Source organism: Flavobacterium sp. 102, from assembly GCF_003634615.1.
Classification (GTDB): domain Bacteria; phylum Bacteroidota; class Bacteroidia; order Flavobacteriales; family Flavobacteriaceae; genus Flavobacterium.
On the sequence record NZ_RBKX01000001.1, the window covers coordinates 1,791,106 to 1,811,701 of the forward strand.

The following is a 20,596-nucleotide window of genomic DNA, read 5'->3' on the forward strand; positions in this document are numbered from 1 at the left end:
CCAATGAAAGACAAAAATTATATACTATTAGTTGTAGCACATGCCCTTTTAGGTTTGCTAATCTATTCGTTTCCTGCCTTTTCTAAAATTTATGCCATATTAATATTTTTTGTTGGATTATATTTTATTATTAAAAATAGAAATGTAAACAATGAAGTTCTTTTTGTTTCGGCCTATATCGTTGGTAGTGAGGTTTTTCTCAGGATGACAGGAGGCAATATACTCTATGAGTTTTCTAAATACAGTATAATGATTTTCATGTTGTTAGGAATGTATTATAGTGGTTTTTCAAAGAATGCCATTCCTTTTTGGATATACTTAGTATTGTTATTTCCGGGTGTGATTGTCGCCACTGAGACTTTAAATTTAAAATCAGATCTTCGTAACTCATTGTCATTTAATATATCAGGACCGGCTTGTCTTGGTATAGCAGCCATTTATACTTATAATAGAAAAATTAAGTTTTCTCAATTGAACAATATCCTATTGTCAATGGGTCTGCCTATTATAGCAACAACTGTATATCTTATTTTTTACACACCGGAATTAAAAACCATCTTAGTAAGTACAGGTTCTAACCTTGAAACATCAGGAGGATTTGGTCCTAATCAGGTGGCTACTGTATTAGGACTTGGAATGTTTGTGTTTTTTTCGAGGTTGGTTTTAGAGTCAAAATCCAAACTAATTTTTGTAGTTAATTTAATTGTTCTTTTCAATATCAGTTATAGAGGATTGGTTACCTTTTCAAGAGGAGGAATGATTACAGGTTTATTTATGATTCTTATTTTAATTTTCTTTTTGTATGTAAATACTCGAAGTGAAGGTAGGTATAGGTTGAATATGTTCTTGCTCTTTTTTGTGTTAGGATTTGCCTTTACTTGGATTTATACTTCAAATCAAACCGGTGGCTTAATTGATAAGCGTTATGCCAATCAAGATGCAACCGGAAGAGTAAAAGAAAGCCAGTTTACCGGAAGAGAAGAAATTTGGAATAATGAAATTGACTCTTTTAAAGATAACCCGGTATTTGGAATAGGTGTTGGAAAAGGGCTTGAAGTCAGAGAACAAGAAACAGGAGGTTTGATTGTTGCCTCACATAACGAGCTAACAAGAACAATTGCTGAACATGGTACTTTGGGAATTATTGCCCTGATGATTGTTTTTACTACCCCAATGTTTTTATACCTTGACAACAAGCAAAATATTTATATTTTTTGTTTTTTAGTATTTTGGATACTTACAATTAATCACGCTGCTATGAGAATAGCTGCACCGGCTTTCGTATATTCGTTTTCACTATTAAAGGTATATATGGATGAGTAGCCTACTTTACATAGGGAATAAGTTGTCCAATCATGGTTTCACTTCAACCTCAATTGAAACGCTTGGTTCGTTTTTAGAAGCTGAAGGATATACGGTTTACTATGCTTCTTCTAAAAGGAATAAGTTTTTTAGGATGTTGGAAATGATAGGAATGACTTTTAAGTATGCTAAAAAAGTGGACTATGTTTTAATTGACACTTACAGTACTATAAACTTTTGGTATGCTTTTTTTATTTCCCAATTGTGTAGAGTTTTAGGCGTAAAATACATTCCAAAATTGCATGGTGGTGATTTGCCAAGCAGAATTGTGAGGACAAGATTTTTTTCCAATCTAATTTTTAAAAATGCTTTTGTCAATATCGCTCCTTCCTATTATTTATATGAAGCTTTTAAAAAGAATGGTTATACTAATTTAAAGTACATTCCCAATACTATTGAACTCCAAATTTATCCTCAAAGCCTAAAAGAATTTAAGGTGCCAAAATTACTATGGGTTAGGTCGTTTGCCAAAATATACAACCCGCTAATGGCCGTCAAGGTATTTATCAATATAAAGAAAATATATCCCGATGCCCAATTGTGTATGATTGGTCCGAAGAAAGATGACAGCTATGAAAAAACGGTTCGCTTTGCCCAGAAAAACAATGTAGAAGTAACGTTTACCGGTAAATTATCCAAAGAAGCTTGGATTGAGGTTTCTAAAGAATACAATATTTTTATAAATACTACACATTTTGACAATACGCCTATTAGTGTTATCGAGGCAATGGCTCTTGGGTTGCCGGTAGTTTCTACCGATGTTGGAGGTATTCCTTTTTTGCTGGAGCACGATGTCAATGCGTTACTGGTTTCCGATAATGATACTAAAGGAATGACATTGCAGATTGATCGATTGATAACAGATTCTAATTTGGCAGTCAATATTTCCAAAAAGGCAAAAGACACGGTGACCGAATTTGATTGGGAAGTGGTAAAAAAGCAATGGATAGATTTACTTAAATAAAAAGGATATTTTACTAACTTGCGACTTCAAAAATATTTGGTTACCCATAACATGAACAAATACAAGGACATACATTTTGAAGTTTCAGAAAGAAAAATTCTTTTGAGACTTTTCGACGTTATCTCTGTACTCGTTTCATTGTACTTGGTAGGAATAGTTTTTCAATTTAATTATTTTAATATTTCCACTAGTAACTTTTATTGGACCATTGTTTTAGGTATTTACTTGAATTTTATTGGTTCTGTGTTTGAAATGTACAATTTGCAAGTAGCGAGTAACCAATATCAGGTAATAAAAAGTATCATACTGACTTCTTCTACTACGGTTTTATTGTACTTGTTAACCCCAATTTATACGCCGGTTTTACCATCTAATCGTATCCAAATCTTTTTCTTTTTTATCGCGATTTTTTTGGCTTTGTTTACCTGGCGCATGGTATATGTGCGTTTTTTTGCCTCTAATCGATTTCAAAAAAAAGTAATCCTAATTTGTGATCAAGAACAATTGAAAGAATTAGTTGATGGTTTGGAAAACGCTGATCCGCACTACCGCGTGTTAGGTTTTGTAAATTCAGATAGTGCCAATATCAATAATGATATTTTTCCAAACATTAAAAATGTTGAGATTAATGATTTAAAGTCATTTGCAAAGAAGAATTCAATTTCGGAAGTGGTGATAGCTTCACAAAAAACAGACGGAATCACGGTGAAACTGTATAATCAACTCATTCATTTGCTCGAAAACGGTTATATCATTAGAGAGTATACTCAAGTTTATGAGGCAATAACGCAAAGGATTCCGGTTCAATATGTATCGCGCGACTTTTACAGGTATTTCCCTTTCAGCCGAAGCAATCAAAATCATTTGTACCTCATTGTGGTTAGATTTTTAGAAATTGTAATTTCCATTACTGGTTTAGCCATCGGAGCCTTTTTAATTCCTTTGGTGATTGTTGGTAATCTTTTTGGGAACAAAGGAAAACTATTTTATACACAAGAAAGAGTTGGGAAAAACGGAGAGGTTTTTAATATTGTAAAATTTCGCACAATGATTAAAAATGCCGAAAGTGACGGCGCCGTTTTTGCTACTTCCAATGATTCAAGGATTACACCTTTTGGGAAAATCATGCGCAAGTCAAGGATTGATGAATTTCCTCAATTTTTAAATATCCTAAAAGGCGATATGGCAGTCATTGGACCAAGACCTGAACGACCTGTTTTTGTTAGTGAAATTGCCGAAGTAATGCCTTTTTATGAAACGCGACATGTGATTAAACCCGGATTAACAGGTTGGGCTCAAGTCAATTATTCCTATGGTGCCACGATTGATGATAGTTTGATCAAATTGCAATACGACTTGTATTATATCAAACACCGAAGTTTGTTCCTTGACTTTAACATTATGTTTAAAACCTTTAGTACGGTTTTATTTTACCGAGGTCAATAGTTTCAAAGGGTTTCTTCCTTTGATTTTCAAAAGCATATAGAAAGCAGCCAATATAAATGGCAACATTATAGACAAATGAGGTTTGTTGATCATAAAAATCGTGTAAACGAATAAAAGCGCTATAGAAAGATTACAAATTCTTTTAAGCTTTTCTTCTTTCAAGAAAGGTAAGGCCAAAAATAGCGGACTAAATAAGAGCGCGTTGTAATTCCATAACAATTCTTGGTGTTGGGAATACAATCCAATCAAGCAAAGAATAACACCCAGCATTCCGCAAATGAAAAGATAGCTTACAAACAACCAACGTTTGTTGATAACAATGACCAAAACCAAGAAAGCAATAATGACATAAATACTGTTGAAAAAGGAAAATTGAGGTTCGATTGTACTTCCTGTTACCAAAGTTTTCTTTGCCGTTACCAAGGGTTTTCCGTTTATTGTAGCTTTGTCTAAACCATGCATCAATTCTATCGGAAGAAATAACTTTTCCGCCTTGGCATCAGTTTTGGCTCCAAAAACAATATTGATGCCGAGTTTGTACCAAAAGTAATTCTCAAAATAAGGATAAAGCAATGTTCTGTAACTGATGGTCTTGTCATCCACTTTCTGAATTTGGGCTTGACCCAATAAACCATTGATTTTTTCATTGACCATAGTGGTGCAATTTCGATCGATGAATTTATAAGTATAATATCTTTCGGAAGTGGAAAGAGCCGCACTTAATTCGTCAAGAAGCTTTTGTTTTTGTGGTAATGATAAGTTGATGGTTTGCTCAATGACTTCTCTTTCATCGATTTGGTATTCCAAAATAAAATCCTCCACCGAAGTCACATTCATAAAATACTGTAAGTCGCCTTTGACAAATTTTAAGTAGAAATTCTCAGTCCTGAAATCGAAAGCACCATAGTTGAAAACGACATCGAGTTGGTTAACTTCATCCTTAATTCTCAAGGCTGTGTGTCCGAAAGTAGAATACAATTGTTCACCACGACCACAAGTAAAAATGCTCACTTGGGTATTCTCAGAAAGCTTTGGTGTTTGTGAAAAAGTGTTTAGACTGAAAGTAAGTAGTAGAAGGAAAAGCGCTTTTTTCAACATAAATTTTTATCTAAAAATACTCAAATCTACTTTAACCGAAAAGATATTGGAATACAAAGCCGCACTTTGGTCACCCAAATCGGTCAAAGCGTAATCAACTTGTATGCCTTTGTATTTAAAGCCTAAGCCAATATTCGGTTGGAAATTTACTTTTTTAGAGCCGTCGATTTGTTCGACATTTTGGAAATTCCCAACACCGGCGCGAAGAAAAACCAAGTCGGTGTAACCAAATTCAAATCCAATCGCAGGATCAACACTTACAGCATCAGTCGAAATAACATCGTTGGTTCGGGCAAATTGCATGTTCAAATTAACAGCCGCCAATAAAGTATAATCGTAGTGGAATTCAAATTTTTTGGCGATTCCCAATTGGGCTTTTGGCAATGTAATTTCGGTACTTTCCGGCAATTCCTGATTTTGACCTTCGACTGCATCTCTGATTTCTTCATATTTGTCTTCGTCGATGGCCCAAACGTTATAGGTTGTTGTAATGTCTCGCAACATTAAGCCAAAATGCCAATCGTTTCTGTCGAATTGCAAACCGGCATCAAAACCAAATCCCCAAGAATTGGCAAAATCCCCGATGATTCTTCGGATAACTTTGGCGTTAATCCCATATTGGAACCCTTCGAGTTTCATTTTTCGGGCGTAAGAAAAAGTCAAGCCATAATCGGCTGTAGAAAACAAACTGATTCGGTTGTAATCGATATTGCCTTCGCTGTCTATTAATTGGGTAGTATTTAGAATGTCATCGACCCCAAAACGAATCAAGGAAACACCCCAAGCGCTTTGGTCGTCTATTTTTTTGGCGTAAGCCGCATAATCATATTGGGCAATATTGGCAAAATAACTGGCGTGCATTAAAGAGGCTTCGCTGTCTTCAATTTTCAAAATTCCGGCCGGATTCCAATAACCCGAATTGACATCACCTGTAAAAGCAGTTACAGCATTGGACATACCCAAAGCTGCTGCATCTACGCCTATGTTCATAAACTCATTGGAATATTTTCTAACGGCTTGAGCATGAGTAATTAGGCTAATGAAAAGTAGCAGAATAGCAATCGTTTTTTTCAAGGCAATTTTTCTTTTTACAAATATCACATAAAAATCTTGAATATAAAACGCAGAAGTCTGCAACTTATTGTATTAAATTTGTATTTCTTTAAAAATAACAATCATCACTAATGAATATCAAAGCCCAGATTCCCAACTTGTTTACGATGCTTAATTTGTTTAGTGGTTGCGTGGCGTTGGTTTTTGTTTCAGATTTCAGATTTGACTTGGCTTTTTATTTTGTAGCTCTAGGGATTTTCTTCGACTTTTTTGATGGTTTTTTTGCCCGAAAGTTTGGCGTGGCCGGACCGCTTGGCGTGCAATTAGATTCGTTGGCTGATATGGTGACGAGTGGTGTTGTTCCGGGTTTAGTGATGGTATATTTGTTGGCTGGGAACTATGTTCATGCTCCGATTCAAGGTTATATGCCTTATCTGGGTTTTATAATTGCATTGGGTGCTTGTTATCGTTTGGCCAAGTTTAATATTGATACCAGACAATCGGATTCTTTTATAGGTTTGCCAACACCGGCTAACTCTTTGTTTATCACAAGTCTACCTTTGGTAATCGCGGCTTATCCAAATCATATATTAGCAGAAGTTTTATTAAATCAATGGTTCTTATTGGGGATAACATTTTTAAGCGCTTACGTTATGAATGCCGAAATCCCATTATTTTCCTTGAAGATTAAGGATTTTAGCTTTGCCAAATATAAGTTGCAGATTTTCTTTTTGGTAATCTCAGTTTTGATGCTGATTTTCCTCAAGATACTGGCAGTTCCGTTGATTATTCTTCTGTATGTTCTACTGTCGGTTTTCAATAATATAGTAAACAAAAAAGCTTCCGTTTAGGAAGCTTTTTTATTGGTTTCGAGTTATCATATACACTATAAATCCGAAAAACGAAAATATTATTAATAGGAACCAGTATGATTTTTTGTGAGCAAAATTAAGAGTAGCTCCGTAATTTGGATTGCGTTTATCTACTAAAAGTCTTTTATCTTCTTTGTTGTAGTAAAAAAGACCGAGCTTCCAATACTTTGGATTTTTGTGCCAATTCTTTAGTGTTTCTTCAGAAATCTTTTCCATAATCAAAAGATTTATTTATTATTCTTTTATTTTAGAAATGTAATTTCTTTTTACGAAGTTCAAAGTTTTGTCCAAGATAGACTTTTCGTACCATTTCGTCAGCAGCCAATTCTTCAGGGTTTCCGGCTTTTAGGATGCCACCTTCGAACATTAGATAGGTTTTATCAGTAATTGCCAAAGTTTCCTGAACATTGTGGTCAGTGATTAAAATTCCGATGTTTTTATTTTTTAATTGGGCTACAATTCTTTGAATGTCTTCTACCGCTACAGGATCAACTCCGGCAAAGGGTTCATCTAACAAAATGAATTTTGGATCGGTTGCCAAAGCGCGTGCAATTTCGGTTCTTCTTCGTTCACCACCGGAAAGTAAGTCTCCACGGTTGGTTCGGATGTGTTCCAAACTGAATTCGGCAATCAGACTTTCCATTTTGGCCACTTGTTCTTCTTTGCTTAGTTTGGTCAGTTGTAAAACACTTAAAATATTATCTTCAATACTCAACTTTCGAAATACCGATGCTTCTTGTGCTAAATAACCAATGCCGTTTTGAGCGCGTTTGTACATCGGGAAATCGGTGATGTTCATGTCGTCCAAATAAATATTTCCCGAATTGGGTTTTACCAAGCCTACAATCATGTAGAAAGAAGTTGTTTTTCCGGCACCATTTGGTCCCAAAAGCCCAACAATTTCTCCTTGATTCACTTCTACCGAGATGCCTTTTACAACACTTCTGCCTTTGTAGGTTTTGACTAAATTTTCTGCGCGTAACTTCATTCTTAACTGGTTATTTGTTTGGCTGCCGACTCGAACTTTGCAAAGGTAAGGAACAAAATCGAGTGATGTTATCTTATTTTTATCCAATTTATAATTTCAGACAAAGCGTTTTCATCGATTTCATATAAATTGTTTAGGGTCAATTTTGTTGAGGTTAAATAATGGTTAAGTCCATCCATTTTTTTAATCGTAATATTATTGTTTTCAAAACTTTCCAGCAATTTTGTTTCAGAATTGGAATCTACATAAGTATCTTTTGTTCCAATGATGTATAAAACCGGGATTTTGATATTTTTATAAACGGGTTCAAAGTTTTTCCGCACGATATCCTTTTCGCACGCAAACGTAAGATAAGGGAATCTTGTGTAATGGTCTTTTGTATACCCAATTTTTTTGGCAGTTTTATCCAGTTTTTTGCTTAAAGTCCAATTGTCGTCCTCTTTATTGGCTTCAACTACTTGATGCAATGCTTCCACAATTTCGAGCTTTTTATCAATTTCATCGAATTTTATGTCTTCTTTGAAAGTATTCTGACCTGTTTTTATTTGGAATTTGATAAATTCTCCATGCTTTTGAACAGGAGTTGCCCATTGAACCATGAAGTCTATCGGTAGCCCATTTTCATAGGTTTGTATGGTAACCATTCCGCCTTGACTGTGTCCTAAAAGGCCAATTTTTTTTTCGGAGAGTGTTTTGTTTTGTCTTAAAGTTTGGATGCAAGCCGCTAATTCTTCCGACATCATTGAGATGGTGTAATTGGCTTTATTGAATTTTCCGGTAGATTTTCCAATGCCTCTTTCATCGTATCGGTAAACGGCAATATTGTTCTTTAGTAGTGCTTCGGTGAGATGAAAATGGCTGTTTCTTGTATCTGCTCCTGAACCCGGGACAATAATTAAGGCTATATCCCAATTGGTTTTCGGACAGATAAGTGTTCCGGAAAGCTGAATATCGTCCTTTTGATCCTGTACTTTAAAATTTATTTCTTCCCAAATGTAATGGTCCTTATTGGGGATTTCTTTTTCGTGTTCAAATAAGGTTTGGCTATGGCATAAAGGAGAAATCAATAGTAATAGAAAAAAAGGTAGTTTCATGGATGATAATTTGTTGGCAAATAAAACAAATTAACAAATCAGCAGGCTACTCTTTAACAATTATTTAGACTAGTTTATGCTCTTCGGCTTACAGCTTCGATTCTTCCAACGCTTCCCAAAACTCGTAAGCTCTTCTTAAATGAGGTACAACAATGGTTCCGCCAACTAGTGTGGCAATGCCCATGGCTTCCATCATTTCTTCTTTGGTTACGCCTTCTTTATAACTGGTTTCTAAATGGTATTTCACACAATCATCACAGCGTAAAACTGTCGAAGCTACTAAACCCAAAAGTTCTTTGGTTTTAACATCCAAAGCACCTTCGGCATAGGCGTTGGTGTCCAAGTTGAAAATTCGTTTTACAATTTTGTTATTGTCAGCCAATAACTTTTCGTTCATCTTAGAACGATAGTCGTTAAATTCTTTTACTAAATCAGACATTTTCTTTTTCTTTTTTTACCACTACTGCGGAAATTAAAATACTCACTTCATATAAAATCAATATCGGAATCGAAACCACAACCTGACTAGGGATGTCCGGAGGAGTTACTATCGCGGCTACAATCAAAATAATCACGATGGCCGCTCTCCTGTATTTTCTCAAAAAAGCCGGTGTTACCAGTCCTAATTTGGTTAAGAAATAAATGATAATCGGTAATTCAAAAACCAATCCACTCGCTACTACTGATGTCTTTATCATACTGATATAGGAATCAATAGTAAACTGATTGACGATGGCGTTGCTCACATTAAAGGTGGCAAAAAAGTTAATCGATAAAGGCACAATTACAAAGTAACCGAACAGCACACCAATGAAAAATAACAAAGAAGAGATGATGATGAAAAGCGCGGCGTTTTTGCGTTCTTTTTCATAGAGTGCCGGACTGATAAATCGCCAAAATTCATACAGGATATAAGGAAAACCAAGTATAAAACCGGCTGTGATTAATATCCACAAGTAAATGGAAAACTGTCCGCCAACTTCGGTGTTTTGTATGATAAACGAATATTCTGTAGCACAGGCATAAGTATCATCTACACCAAAAAAACGCGTTAATTGACAAAAAAATCGGTACGTGATAAAGTTGGGGTCTTTTGGTCCAAAAATGATTTGGTCGAAAATGTAGTCATCAATAAAATAACAAGCGCAGGCAATAATTACTATCGCCAAAGTACTTCTTACCAATAACCACCTTAATTCTTCAAGATGGTCTAAGAATGACATCTCGCCCATAGGTTTTCTAGCCATTATACAATCCCTTCTTTTAAAATGTCATGTAAATGTAAAACGCCTTTGTATTCGCCATTGTCTACCACCACTAATTGCGTTATCGAGAAATCTTCTAAAATATTTAAAGCATCGCTAACCATATCGGTTGATTTAATCATTTTCGGATTCACGGTCATAATATCTTGTGCAACCAAACCTGAAATGTTTTCGGTTTTATTCAGCATTCTTCGGATGTCACCATCAGTGATGATTCCGATAACTTTATGATTGTCAACTACAGCGGTAACGCCTAAACGTTTTTCAGAGATTTCTATAATTACGGTTTTGATATTAGAATCGGGAGCCACAATCGGTTTATGAGTAGTGTCAAGCATATCGCCGACACGTAATAATAATTTTTTACCCAAAGCACCACCGGGATGGTATTTGGCAAAATCTTCTGCGGTAAAGTTTCTCATTTCCATTAGACAAACCGCAATCGCATCGCCAATGACTAATTGTGCGGTTGTGCTGTTGGTTGGTGCCAAGTTAATCGGACAAGCTTCGCTTTCAACATACGTATTCAAAACATAATCAGCTTCTTTGCCCAAAAACGAAGTCGTGTTTCCGGTAATGGCAATTAATTTGTTGCCAAAACGCTTCAATAACGGAACCAAAACTTTAATTTCAGGACTGTTACCGCTTTTAGAAATACAAATCACCACATCACCGGGTTGAACCATACCTAAATCACCATGAATCGCTTCGGAAGCGTGGAGGAATAAGGATGGCGTTCCGGTCGAATTTAGTGTGGCGACAATTTTCTGTGCGATGATGGCACTTTTGCCAATTCCTGTCACTACTAATCTTCCGGAAGCATTGTATATGATTTCAACAGTTTTGACAAAATCGTCATTTACAAAATCTACCAGCTTTGCAATGGCTTCACTTTCTGATAATATGGTCTTCTTGGCAGAGGCTAAAATGGTTTCTTTAGGTATCAAAATTGAAATAATATAAAATTTGTATGTATGAAAGAAAGTCGTATCTTTATGTTTGCAAATTTATGTAAAAATACCATTAACACAGAATGAATTTAGACGAAATTGACATCCACAAAGAATTAAAAAAGTATTTTGGTTTTAGCCAATTTAAAGGTTTACAGGAACAAGTCATCAAAAGTATTATTACTAAACATAATACATTCGTTATAATGCCAACCGGCGGTGGAAAATCACTTTGTTATCAATTACCGGCCTTAATACAAAACGGAACAGCGATTGTGGTTTCACCACTAATTGCCTTAATGAAAAATCAAGTCGATGCCATTAGAAGTTTGTCTTCTGAAAATGGGATTGCGCATGTGTTAAATTCGTCACTGACGAAAACCGAAATCAATCAGGTAAAAAAAGATATTACTTCAGGAATTACCAAGTTGCTTTATGTGGCACCGGAATCTTTGACCAAAGAAGAATATGTAGAATTTCTGCAAAGTGTGACCATATCTTTCGTTGCGATAGATGAAGCGCACTGTATTTCAGAATGGGGACATGATTTCAGACCTGAATACCGAAATCTTAGACACATTATCAAGCAATTAGGCGACGTGCCTGTAATCGGTTTAACAGCTACGGCTACGCCAAAAGTACAGGAAGATATTCTGAAGAATTTGGATATGTCTGACGCAACGACTTTTAAAGCGTCTTTTAACCGTCCGAATTTATTTTACGAAGTACGAACCAAAACCAAAAATATAGAAGCGGATATCATTCGTTTTATTAAGCAACACAAAGGCAAATCGGGCATCATTTATTGCTTGAGCCGTAAAAAGGTAGAAGAAATTGCCGAAGTACTTCAAGTAAACGGAATTTCAGCCGTTCCATATCATGCCGGTTTGGATGCTAAAACTCGTGCCAAACACCAAGATATGTTTCTGATGGAAGATGTTGATGTGGTGGTGGCGACTATTGCTTTCGGAATGGGAATTGACAAACCGGATGTTCGTTTTGTAATTCACCATGACATTCCAAAATCCTTAGAAAGTTATTACCAAGAAACCGGTCGTGCCGGTCGCGATGGAGGCGAAGGTCATTGTTTGGCTTATTACTCTTATAAAGACGTTGAAAAACTAGAAAAATTCATGTCGGGCAAACCGGTTGCTGAGCAAGAGATTGGTTTTGCATTACTTCAGGAAGTTGTGGCTTATGCTGAAACTTCGATGTCGAGACGTAAGTTTTTGTTGCATTATTTCGGAGAAGAATTTGACAGCGAAACGGGTGATGGTGCCGATATGGATGACAATGTTCGCAACCCAAAATCGAAAGTCGAAGCCAAAGACCAAGTCAAAATGGTATTGGAAGTCGTTCGCGATACCAAATATTTATACAAATCAAAAGAAATTGTATTTACGCTTATTGGAAGAGTAAATGCTACCATAAAGGCCCATAGAACTGATGCCCAAACCTTTTTTGGTTGTGGTTCAGCCTTTGATGAACGCTATTGGATGGCATTGATTCGTCAGGTTTTAGTAGATGGATTGTTAACCAAAGACATTGAAACCTACGGAATTTTAAAAGTCTCTGACAAAGGACATGCCTTTATTAAAAATCCGGTTTCTTTCCTGATGTCTGAAGACCATGAATACAGCGAAAGCGAAGATGAAGCCATCGTAACCGCAGCCAAATCAAGCGGTACAGCTGACGAAGTTTTGATGAGCATGTTGCGTGAATTGCGTAAAAAAGTCGCTAAGAAATTGGGTGTTCCACCATTTGTAGTGTTCCAAGATCCTTCTTTGGAAGATATGGCTTTGAAATACCCAATCACCATTGATGAATTGAGTAATGTTCATGGAGTAGGTGAAGGCAAAGCCAAAAAGTACGGTGCAGCATTCGTTGAACTTATTGAAAGATACGTAGAAGACAACGATATCATTCGTCCGGATGATTTGGTGGTAAAATCTACCGGAGCCAATTCGGCCAATAAATTATACATCATTCAGAACATTGACAGAAAATTGTCTTTAGAAGATATCGCCAAAGCGAAAGGCTTTACGATGGATAATTTGCTCAAAGAAATGGAGCAAATTGTTTATTCGGGAACCAAATTGAATATCAGCTATTGGATAAACGAAATTTTGGACGAAGAGCAGCAAGAAGAAATTCATGAGTATTTTATGGATTCTGAATCTGATAAGATTGAAGACGCGTTAAAAGAATTTGATGGCGATTATGATATCGAAGAATTACGCTTGATGAGAATTAAGTTTATTAGTGAAGTGGCGAATTAGAAGTTAGAAAGCAGATTTCATTTAAATATTATAAACAAAAAAGGCTACTTGTGAAAGTAGCCGTTTTTTAATATTACTTGTTTTATAAAGTATTAAACGATTGAAAAATGTTTCGTCACTAATTTTGAAACATTACTCTTCTTTGTTTATTGTCTGATAAGAAGGGCTACTAATGGCACAGAAGCAAAACCTAAGATAATGTATAACCAAGATAGAATTTCGGTTATTTTATTATTAGCTGAAGATCTTTTATAATGCTCGTAAATACTTAGATATCGCTTTTTATTAGTAAACCATAAATAGTTTATTAAAGTAAAAGTAAATCCTAATACAATTATTGGATGTTTATATAGAAAAGGAACATTGTTGCTTACAAAAAAATAGTAACCTAAAATCAATCCGCATATAATATAAAAATACGATGATACGCCAACAATAACCGAAGCTGTTAACGAAGGAATGTCATTTTTATATTTACCATCTTTATAGTATCTTTTAAAAATATGATAGAAAACTAAATTATACCAATTCATATTATTTTTTTTAGGTTTAGTTGCTTTATGATTGTCAATATATACAATGCACGAATTTGCAATATGTGCTAAAACAAATCTAATAAATTACCTCTGAATCATACTGTAATAAAGCATAATTGAGCGCAGAACTAAAATAATAATTTACAGGTGTAATCTATAACTAGAATAAAAAAAAACCGCCTCGGTAGGAGACGGTTTTTTATTGCAATAACTTTAGTTTTATCTTTTAATCACTTGAAGGGTTTTTGCTTTTCCTTCTTGGGTAACTGATACATTGTAAATTCCGGATGGATAACCATTGCCGATTTCTACATTAGATAATTCATTATGACCAACAGTTCTGTACTCAATTAATCTTCCCACCATATCGTATACCTTGATTGCAACATCTGCAGCATTATTGGTTTGAATGTCTAATTTGAAGGTTGAGGTATATGGATTTGGATACGCCACCACTCTGGATAATAATTGGGAAGTTGGATTTCCTAGATCACACTCTTCTGCAGTTTGTACAGTGGCTGTAACCGCAACTCTCGCTGAAGAACATATTTCGGTCACATTCCAATCAAAGAAGAAGTAATAGCTATAAGTATCAATATCACCATAAGCAAATCCTCCTACAATAGATACAGCACCATTGTTAACCGGGTAAGGATTTGGGAACGGACTAGTATAAGCCAAAGCATTATCATAAGAAGCGCCATCGGTAATTAGAAGCGTATAATTATCTCCTGCTGGTAACGAATAATTTAGGGTAACGGTTTGAGCCGTATTAGTTGGAGACCATCCGGAAGCAGTATCCGGTGTAAAAATAACATCACCAGTTCCCGGTACTTGAATACCATTTTGGAACACTTTTATTGTTATTGGTGCCACTCCCGTTCCACCAGGGTTTTGTTGCGGATAAACTTTAACCGAATTTAAAATAATGGAATTCGATAAATTAAAGGCCAAACCTCTGTCAAGAGTTCCTGAACCGTAACCATCATTGGTATAAGCTAAACCGGCTGTACCTGCAGTGGTTGATTCTGTTCCTGCAAAGTAAGTTGTAGTTGTTGTGATTACAGGAGTTGTAAACGAGTTTCCTGTTGCTAATGCAGCGCCACCGGTTTGTTCAGTATACCATTTTACATCACCTGCTGAAGAGGTTGCCGATAAAGTAGCTGTATCTATTGGTTGACAAATTGTTGCCGGTGTAGTAGCGGTAATAGTATTGTTTAATGTAATTTGAATTGGTGTAGAAGCTACGGTTGTTGTACTAAACGAACAAGTAACATTACAACGATAATAAGTATTTTCTACCGGAGCCACTGAAGCTGTTGTAGCTGTAGCGCCGTCAATGTCAACATAGTTTGAATCTGTGGTAGAACTTTGCCATTGGTAAGTTATTCCTTCTCCTACCACAACATTTTCTAAACGTAAAGTAACCGATTTACCACCACAAATATTTGTTTCTGTGGATAAGGTATTGCCCGGAGTCACTGTAGAACATTCTGCTTGTCTTGCGGTAGAAAAGAATCCGTCAAAATCAGCAAAAGGCAATGGATTAGTATTAGACGTTAACATATTTGGTGTTCCTGATTCAAAAGTTGCCGTAATTCCAAAATCATTGTCATAAATTCCGGCAGCTGAAGGTGCTTGAACAATAATGCTGCTTTCAATTGCGTTTGCATCGGCGACTTTAATATTGAAATCGATTACTGTACCAGCAGTTTTTGAAACTTCCCATCTGTTTTGACTCAAGTGTGCAATGTTTGCAGAAGCTGTACCGGTGTTTGTGTCAAAAGCTTCCACTTTTAAATTAGTTCCTGGACTTCCAAATCCTCCCGAAGGAGTAGTAACAGCAACCCAGATAGGAGCATAAGATGATTTTCCAACAGGGAAAAAGAATTTATCTATAAAACCTGAACCATTGGTTAAATCATTGGCATTTTGACCACCACCAATATCTTTAGCAAATGGACCATCTACATAACAAGTTTCACCAAAGTTACCTGTTAAAGAAGCTGTATATGACATTGCCGGAGCTCCAACGGTTAAAACACTGGTTGATGACGTATGGATAATTCCTTCAGTCATTGTCAAAGAAGAAACTACATTAAAAGGCACCATGAAAGTGACACCTTCTGTACTAGTATTATTAACTCTAAGTTGAGAAACAGAACCAGTATTATCTGGTGTATTCAACATTGTTTCCGTTTGTGCATTAAATGTACCTGTACCGGAAATGGTTTGAGCTTTAGTGGTAGCTACAGAAGTTCCCTCTATGTAGTTCCCAAAATAAGTATTGTTGTATAAATTTAAAGCTCCGTTGTTGGTAATGTTTCCACCAAAATAAGTATCAACGCCTTGCCCTTTTACTTTTCCTTGTGTGATGGTAAAATCATTTTGAACATTCATTATTGAAATGTTATTAGGATTGCTGGAATCTAAATTAACAAAACGATTAGTAGCGTCTGGAGCATTCACAATTAAGTTGTTTAATGAAAGCGTTCCTTCTCCGGCTCTGAAATTACAGTTGAATCCATTAGTAGTTACAGTGCTTTTTTCGATTGATATTCCATCTCCGATTTTCAAAGTATGATTAGCTCCGACAGCATAATGATTGTTTGATTCATACACAAAAGCTGAAGGAGAATAGGATACGTCATAGAAAGTTAAAGTCAAAGGTAAAGTCAACCCTGTTAACGGTAAACTTGGATTGGTATTGATTGAACCATCAAAATTGATATTAGCAATGGTAGTTCCTGCTGGAATACCAGCACCAACTATAATTTGCCCCACAGACAATCCATCAACAGAATCTAAAGTCACACTTGAAGGATACCAACACAACCATCCAGTACAAGGAACAATCTCCGTGGCAGTATGAGTCGTTGCTAAAGTCGTACTTGAAACCGCAGGATCAACAATAGTTATTGAACCTCCCGTTAAGTTTAAAGTCGAATTTCCAATTTTGAAAAGTGTTTGGACAGTACTGGTAGCTGCGTCACCATTGTGATTACCATCAACAATAATATCACCGGCAATTTGGTTGAATGTACTGCCATTAGCATGTAGAACATTACCGTTTACTATAAGAGAACCGCCGTTCATGGTATAAGTTCCTGCATTGAAAAAGGTAGCGTTATTATTAGTACAACCAACAGTCAAAGTATTTAAATCACTCACCAAAGAAGCACCGACAGATATATTTACACCCGCTGCAGAACCAGCTGCGTTTACTGTTATGGTATGTCCTGAAAGTATAGTTACAGTATCTGAGCAAGATGGTATACTGTTACTACTCCATGTTGAAGCAGTATTCCAATCACCGGTTTGTACTGATGTTACCGGAGTATCTAAAGCGGCATTATAACCCACTTGAAAAGTGTTGTTTAAATCGGAATCAGAAAGATTTAGTCTTGAAGCAAATGGTGTAACGGTTCCCGTTTGATGGTTGCCAATTGTTGTACCGTCTACTTTAATAATTCTTGAATTACCATTTTTGATTAAATAAGCGTCCTGAGCTACAAAAGCTATAGCATGATTCCCGATAGGAAAAGCATAAGTGCCATCTTTAGCGATAGTCCATGCACCTTCATAAATATCAGTTACCGTATAAGAACCATCAGCAACAGAAAATCCAGAAGCTACTCCCGGTTCATCATAATAAGTCACCGAAAGTTCTCCTGATGTTCCTGAAGCATTTGGGTCACTTGGTCTTGAAATAAATGCGGATCTATTTTTACCGTTTGCACTGATAAAAGGAAATACTGTATTACTGCTGTAATAATCAGTACCTGGTGTTATAGCAGTAGGGTTGTCATAAATACTATACCATCTTCCGATTGTACCGCTTAAAAAACCACTGCCAACAGCAATAGTTGTAGTAGCTGTAGCGTAATTTCCAATGGTCATTTTATTTGTGCCCAAGTTAACTCGGGTATTGGTAAGTGATAGTACACTTCTAATTTTGATATTGTTAAATCCCCAAATTATATTTGGAGTAGCTGTGCTTGTATTATTAACAATCAACTGATTAATAACGGCTCCGGTATTTAAATTGTCTGTTAAATACAAAGTACCACCAAAAGTACCCAAACCACTAACGGTTTGCACTGTTGAGCCATTCAAATTCAAAGCACCTTCAGGGGTATAATTTGAGCCAATGGACAAATCAATCCTACCATTGTTTGTGATATTTCCTGCTACTGTAAGTTGTGTTGCTTTGTCATAACCCCAACCACCTGCATCATAATAGAAAACGCCATCAAACAAACCACCTGAGTTAACAGTCAAATTGCCCGTTATGATAAAATCAGCAGAGTTAGAACCGCTTTCTAATATTCCACCAATGGTGGCGTTGTTAATCGTTATCAAATCATCAAGGAGCACTGTTGTTCCTGAAGCGATAATAATATTGTCTGTTGAAGTTGGTGCAGTAGCAGTGCCCCAAGTAGTAGGGTCGGTAAAATTACCCGACTGTACTGAAGTAAAAGTCGTCTGAGAATGCCCGCTTGATAGGACAAGCAATAACATCACAACTGAAAAAAAACTTTTTTTAGCCCGATTGTTATCTCGGTTCAAAAGATTTTTAAAAATGTAGTTTAAAAACATAGGATTAGATGATTTAGTTAATTACCCAAATCTAATTACTTATATCCTATATAATATACGTTACACTTTCAAAATGGCAGAATTTTTAAAGCTTTTTTAAAGCTTTTTTCCTTTGTTTTACTAGGGTTTACAATAATAGAACTATTAAATCTTCTTTATGTTTTCTGCAATCTGATTACTGATATATTTCGCCACGATGAGGCTTCAAAGTATCCCGAACAGTTATCATATTTTCATCCGTCACGACCATAAAAGCAATAGCATACATTTCGTTTTTAATTTCAAATCCGGTAATATTGATAGGAAGTTTTTCAATAGCAATATATTCCTTTAAATGAATTTCATGATGTTCGGCTGTTTTTGCAGAAGACGGACCACGGAAATCCCAAATGAGTTTAATTTGTCTTGACATTTTAGTTTCAATGTAGTTTTGGCAAAATTACGATAACAATTTTCAAATTCTTACTTTTGCCAAAAATTATCCAATGCCACAAGAATTACTCATACAAGTTTCTCCCGAGACTGCCAATAACGAAACATTACTCTATGAGAATGTAGCTCAATTAGTTAGAGTTTCTACTAAATTGGTTCATAAAGTGGTAATTCTAAAGCGTTCAATTGACGCGCGTCAAAAAGCAATAAAAATCAATCTTAAAGTTTTGGTCTATCTGATTGATGAAAAATATACCGAACAAAAAATCGAACTTCCCGAATACAAAAACGTTTCCAATGCTCAAGAGGTAATTATCGTAGGCGCAGGTCCGGCCGGACTTTTTGCAGCCTTACAGTTGATTGAATTGGGTTTGAAACCAATAGTAATTGAGCGAGGCAAAGACGTTCGAGGTCGCCGCCGCGATTTAAAAGCGATTAATGTCGACCATATTGTCAACGAAGATTCTAATTATTGTTTTGGCGAAGGTGGTGCGGGAACGTATTCTGACGGAAAATTATATACGCGTTCCAAAAAACGTGGTGATGTCGACAGAATTCTACAATTATTAGTAGGTTTTGGGGCTACATCTGATATTCTTGTCGAAGCGCATCCGCATATCGGTACCAATAAGTTACCGCAAATCATTCAAGACATTCGTGAGAAAATAATCGAGTGCGGTGGACAAGTTTTATTTGAAACCCGTGTCACCGATTTTGTAGTCAAGAATAATGAAATGCAAGGAATCATAACCCAAAAGGGTGATACGATTTCGGCTAACAAAGTCATTTTGGCCACTGGACATTCGGCTCGTGATATTTTTGAATTGCTCGATAGAAAAAAGATTTTCATCGAAGCCAAACCTTTTGCATTAGGCGTTCGCGCCGAACATCCGCAAGAATTAATCGATAAAATCCAATACAGTTGCGATTTCCGAGGCAAACATTTGCCACCGGCGCCTTATTCTATTGTAAAGCAAGTCAACGGTCGCGGCATGTATTCGTTTTGTATGTGTCCGGGTGGCGTAATTGCGCCATGTGCTACCAGTCCGGGGGAAGTGGTAACCAATGGTTGGTCGCCATCCAAACGCGATCAAGCTACCGCAAATTCAGGCATTGTAGTCGAATTAAAACTCGAAGATTTCAAGCCTTACGCCAAATTCGGAGCTTTAGCCGGAATGGAATTCCAAAAAAGCATCGAGCAAAAAGCGTGGCATCTGGCTGGTCAGACACAAAAAGTGCCGGCACAGCGCATGGTCGATTTTACCCAAAATAAAGTTTCCGCATCCATTCCGAAAACTTCTTATGTTCCCGGAACGACTTCTGTAGAGATGGGACAAGTTTTCCCCGGATTTTTAACCCAAATCATGCGCGAAGGTTTTATCCAGTTCGGAAAATCGATGCGTGGTTATATGACCAATGAAGCGATTCTTCACGCACCGGAAAGCCGAACTTCATCTCCGGTAAGAATTCCGCGTGACAATGAAACGCTCGAACACTTGCAAATCAAAGGGTTATATCCTTGTGGCGAAGGTGCCGGTTTTGCCGGAGGAATCATTTCTGCCGCTATCGACGGTGAAAAATGTGCACTTAAAATTGCACTAAGTCTCTCAAAATAAATTATATTTCATTTTTATTTAGAAAAAAGTAGGGTGACGGCA

At 36.3% G+C, this 20,596-nt stretch carries 17 protein-coding genes; 6 read left to right on the forward strand and 11 right to left on the reverse strand.

Annotated elements, in window-relative coordinates; translation table 11 throughout:
* Positions 1 to 3 precede the first annotated feature (3 nt).
* The 3 genes from C8C84_RS07725 to C8C84_RS07735 are packed head-to-tail and all read left to right on the forward strand — an operon-like array spanning position 4 to position 3,772.
* Positions 4 to 1,323, forward strand: a complete 1,320-nt coding sequence (locus tag C8C84_RS07725; RefSeq protein ID WP_121312983.1) for an O-antigen ligase — start codon at positions 4 to 6, stop codon at positions 1,321 to 1,323.
* On the forward strand, positions 1,316 to 2,326 hold the full coding sequence (locus tag C8C84_RS07730; RefSeq protein ID WP_121312984.1) for a glycosyltransferase family 4 protein: 1,011 nt from the start codon (positions 1,316 to 1,318) through the stop codon (positions 2,324 to 2,326). The genes C8C84_RS07725 and C8C84_RS07730 overlap by 8 nt, the downstream gene beginning before the upstream one ends.
* A gap of 51 nt (positions 2,327 to 2,377) precedes the next feature.
* A complete protein-coding gene (locus C8C84_RS07735) occupies positions 2,378 to 3,772 on the forward strand; it encodes an exopolysaccharide biosynthesis polyprenyl glycosylphosphotransferase (RefSeq protein ID WP_121312985.1) in 1,395 nt (464 codons plus the stop codon).
* Here C8C84_RS07735 and C8C84_RS07740 read toward each other — a convergent pair.
* Together C8C84_RS07740 and C8C84_RS07745 are read right to left on the reverse strand one after the other, a co-directional pair.
* The gene (locus C8C84_RS07740; protein ID WP_121312986.1) at positions 3,752 to 4,870 is read right to left on the reverse strand and encodes a DUF4105 domain-containing protein; all 1,119 of its coding nucleotides are present in this window, start codon (positions 4,868 to 4,870) and stop codon (positions 3,752 to 3,754) included. The two genes, C8C84_RS07735 and C8C84_RS07740, sit on opposite strands and share 21 nt — an antisense overlap.
* 6 nt (positions 4,871 to 4,876) lie before the next feature.
* Positions 4,877 to 5,860 (reverse strand): PorV/PorQ family protein, encoded by a 984-nt coding sequence (locus tag C8C84_RS07745; RefSeq protein WP_121315007.1) that lies wholly within the window; start codon positions 5,858 to 5,860, stop codon positions 4,877 to 4,879.
* A gap of 194 nt (positions 5,861 to 6,054) precedes the next feature.
* Here C8C84_RS07745 and C8C84_RS07750 point away from each other — a divergent pair, with 194 nt between their 5' ends.
* Positions 6,055 to 6,774, forward strand: coding sequence for a phosphatidylcholine/phosphatidylserine synthase (locus C8C84_RS07750; protein ID WP_121312987.1), 720 nt, complete (start codon positions 6,055 to 6,057; stop codon positions 6,772 to 6,774).
* 9 nt (positions 6,775 to 6,783) lie between these two features.
* Here C8C84_RS07750 and C8C84_RS07755 read toward each other — a convergent pair whose 3' ends face one another.
* The 6 genes from C8C84_RS07755 to C8C84_RS07780 form a co-directional block, all read right to left on the reverse strand.
* Positions 6,784 to 7,011, reverse strand: a complete 228-nt coding sequence (locus C8C84_RS07755; RefSeq protein WP_121312988.1) for a DUF5808 domain-containing protein — start codon at positions 7,009 to 7,011, stop codon at positions 6,784 to 6,786.
* A gap of 31 nt (positions 7,012 to 7,042) precedes the next feature.
* Complete coding sequence (gene lptB, locus C8C84_RS07760) at positions 7,043 to 7,783, reverse strand: LPS export ABC transporter ATP-binding protein (protein ID WP_121315008.1); 741 nt, start codon at positions 7,781 to 7,783, stop codon at positions 7,043 to 7,045.
* A gap of 68 nt (positions 7,784 to 7,851) precedes the next feature.
* Positions 7,852 to 8,877, reverse strand: coding sequence for an alpha/beta fold hydrolase (locus C8C84_RS07765; protein ID WP_121312989.1), 1,026 nt, complete (start codon positions 8,875 to 8,877; stop codon positions 7,852 to 7,854).
* 88 nt (positions 8,878 to 8,965) lie between these two features.
* The gene (locus C8C84_RS07770) at positions 8,966 to 9,316 is read right to left on the reverse strand and encodes a carboxymuconolactone decarboxylase family protein (RefSeq protein WP_121312990.1); all 351 of its coding nucleotides are present in this window, start codon (positions 9,314 to 9,316) and stop codon (positions 8,966 to 8,968) included.
* The gene (tatC, locus tag C8C84_RS07775) at positions 9,309 to 10,124 is read right to left on the reverse strand and encodes a twin-arginine translocase subunit TatC (RefSeq protein ID WP_121312991.1); all 816 of its coding nucleotides are present in this window, start codon (positions 10,122 to 10,124) and stop codon (positions 9,309 to 9,311) included. Before tatC ends, C8C84_RS07770 begins: the two co-directional genes overlap by 8 nt.
* Positions 10,124 to 11,089, reverse strand: a complete 966-nt coding sequence (locus tag C8C84_RS07780; protein WP_199717113.1) for an SIS domain-containing protein — start codon at positions 11,087 to 11,089, stop codon at positions 10,124 to 10,126. The genes tatC and C8C84_RS07780 overlap by 1 nt, the downstream gene beginning before the upstream one ends.
* An 86-nt stretch (positions 11,090 to 11,175) precedes the next feature.
* Between C8C84_RS07780 and recQ the strand changes: the two genes are divergently transcribed.
* On the forward strand, positions 11,176 to 13,371 hold the full coding sequence (gene recQ / locus C8C84_RS07785; protein ID WP_121312992.1) for a DNA helicase RecQ: 2,196 nt from the start codon (positions 11,176 to 11,178) through the stop codon (positions 13,369 to 13,371).
* A 146-nt stretch (positions 13,372 to 13,517) separates the two neighbouring features.
* Here recQ and C8C84_RS07790 read toward each other — a convergent pair whose 3' ends face one another.
* From C8C84_RS07790 to C8C84_RS07800, 3 genes are all read right to left on the reverse strand, one after another.
* On the reverse strand, positions 13,518 to 13,904 hold the full coding sequence (locus C8C84_RS07790; protein ID WP_121312993.1) for a hypothetical protein: 387 nt from the start codon (positions 13,902 to 13,904) through the stop codon (positions 13,518 to 13,520).
* A 222-nt stretch (positions 13,905 to 14,126) separates the two neighbouring features.
* Positions 14,127 to 18,506 (reverse strand): T9SS type A sorting domain-containing protein, encoded by a 4,380-nt coding sequence (locus C8C84_RS07795; RefSeq protein WP_121312994.1) that lies wholly within the window; start codon positions 18,504 to 18,506, stop codon positions 14,127 to 14,129.
* A gap of 175 nt (positions 18,507 to 18,681) precedes the next feature.
* Positions 18,682 to 18,918: a hypothetical protein gene (locus C8C84_RS07800; RefSeq protein ID WP_121312995.1), complete on the reverse strand. Its 237-nt coding sequence runs from the start codon at positions 18,916 to 18,918 to the stop codon at positions 18,682 to 18,684.
* Positions 18,919 to 18,991: 73 nt separating this feature from the next.
* Between C8C84_RS07800 and C8C84_RS07805 the strand changes: the two genes are divergently transcribed.
* Positions 18,992 to 20,554 (forward strand): NAD(P)/FAD-dependent oxidoreductase, encoded by a 1,563-nt coding sequence (locus C8C84_RS07805; protein ID WP_121312996.1) that lies wholly within the window; start codon positions 18,992 to 18,994, stop codon positions 20,552 to 20,554.
* Positions 20,555 to 20,596 lie beyond the last annotated feature (42 nt).

What these genes read in the sequence shown, in the direction of transcription:
- C8C84_RS07725 (WP_121312983.1), top strand. Translation starts at nt 4, where the DNA reads ATGAAAGACAAAAATTATATACTATTAGTTGTAGCACATGCCCTTTTA.
- C8C84_RS07730 (WP_121312984.1), top strand. Translation starts at nt 1,316, where the DNA reads ATGAGTAGCCTACTTTACATAGGGAATAAGTTGTCCAATCATGGTTTC.
- C8C84_RS07735 (WP_121312985.1), top strand. Translation starts at nt 2,378, where the DNA reads ATGAACAAATACAAGGACATACATTTTGAAGTTTCAGAAAGAAAAATT.
- C8C84_RS07740 (WP_121312986.1), bottom strand. Translation starts at nt 4,870, where the DNA reads ATGTTGAAAAAAGCGCTTTTCCTTCTACTACTTACTTTCAGTCTAAAC.
- C8C84_RS07745 (WP_121315007.1), bottom strand. Translation starts at nt 5,860, where the DNA reads ATGAACATAGGCGTAGATGCAGCAGCTTTGGGTATGTCCAATGCTGTA.
- C8C84_RS07750 (WP_121312987.1), top strand. Translation starts at nt 6,055, where the DNA reads ATGAATATCAAAGCCCAGATTCCCAACTTGTTTACGATGCTTAATTTG.
- C8C84_RS07755 (WP_121312988.1), bottom strand. Translation starts at nt 7,011, where the DNA reads ATGGAAAAGATTTCTGAAGAAACACTAAAGAATTGGCACAAAAATCCA.
- lptB (WP_121315008.1), bottom strand. Translation starts at nt 7,783, where the DNA reads ATGAAGTTACGCGCAGAAAATTTAGTCAAAACCTACAAAGGCAGAAGT.
- C8C84_RS07765 (WP_121312989.1), bottom strand. Translation starts at nt 8,877, where the DNA reads ATGAAACTACCTTTTTTTCTATTACTATTGATTTCTCCTTTATGCCAT.
- C8C84_RS07770 (WP_121312990.1), bottom strand. Translation starts at nt 9,316, where the DNA reads ATGTCTGATTTAGTAAAAGAATTTAACGACTATCGTTCTAAGATGAAC.
- tatC (WP_121312991.1), bottom strand. Translation starts at nt 10,124, where the DNA reads ATGGCTAGAAAACCTATGGGCGAGATGTCATTCTTAGACCATCTTGAA.
- recQ (WP_121312992.1), top strand. Translation starts at nt 11,176, where the DNA reads ATGAATTTAGACGAAATTGACATCCACAAAGAATTAAAAAAGTATTTT.
- C8C84_RS07790 (WP_121312993.1), bottom strand. Translation starts at nt 13,904, where the DNA reads ATGAATTGGTATAATTTAGTTTTCTATCATATTTTTAAAAGATACTAT.
- C8C84_RS07795 (WP_121312994.1), bottom strand. Translation starts at nt 18,506, where the DNA reads ATGTTTTTAAACTACATTTTTAAAAATCTTTTGAACCGAGATAACAAT.
- C8C84_RS07800 (WP_121312995.1), bottom strand. Translation starts at nt 18,918, where the DNA reads ATGTCAAGACAAATTAAACTCATTTGGGATTTCCGTGGTCCGTCTTCT.
- C8C84_RS07805 (WP_121312996.1), top strand. Translation starts at nt 18,992, where the DNA reads ATGCCACAAGAATTACTCATACAAGTTTCTCCCGAGACTGCCAATAAC.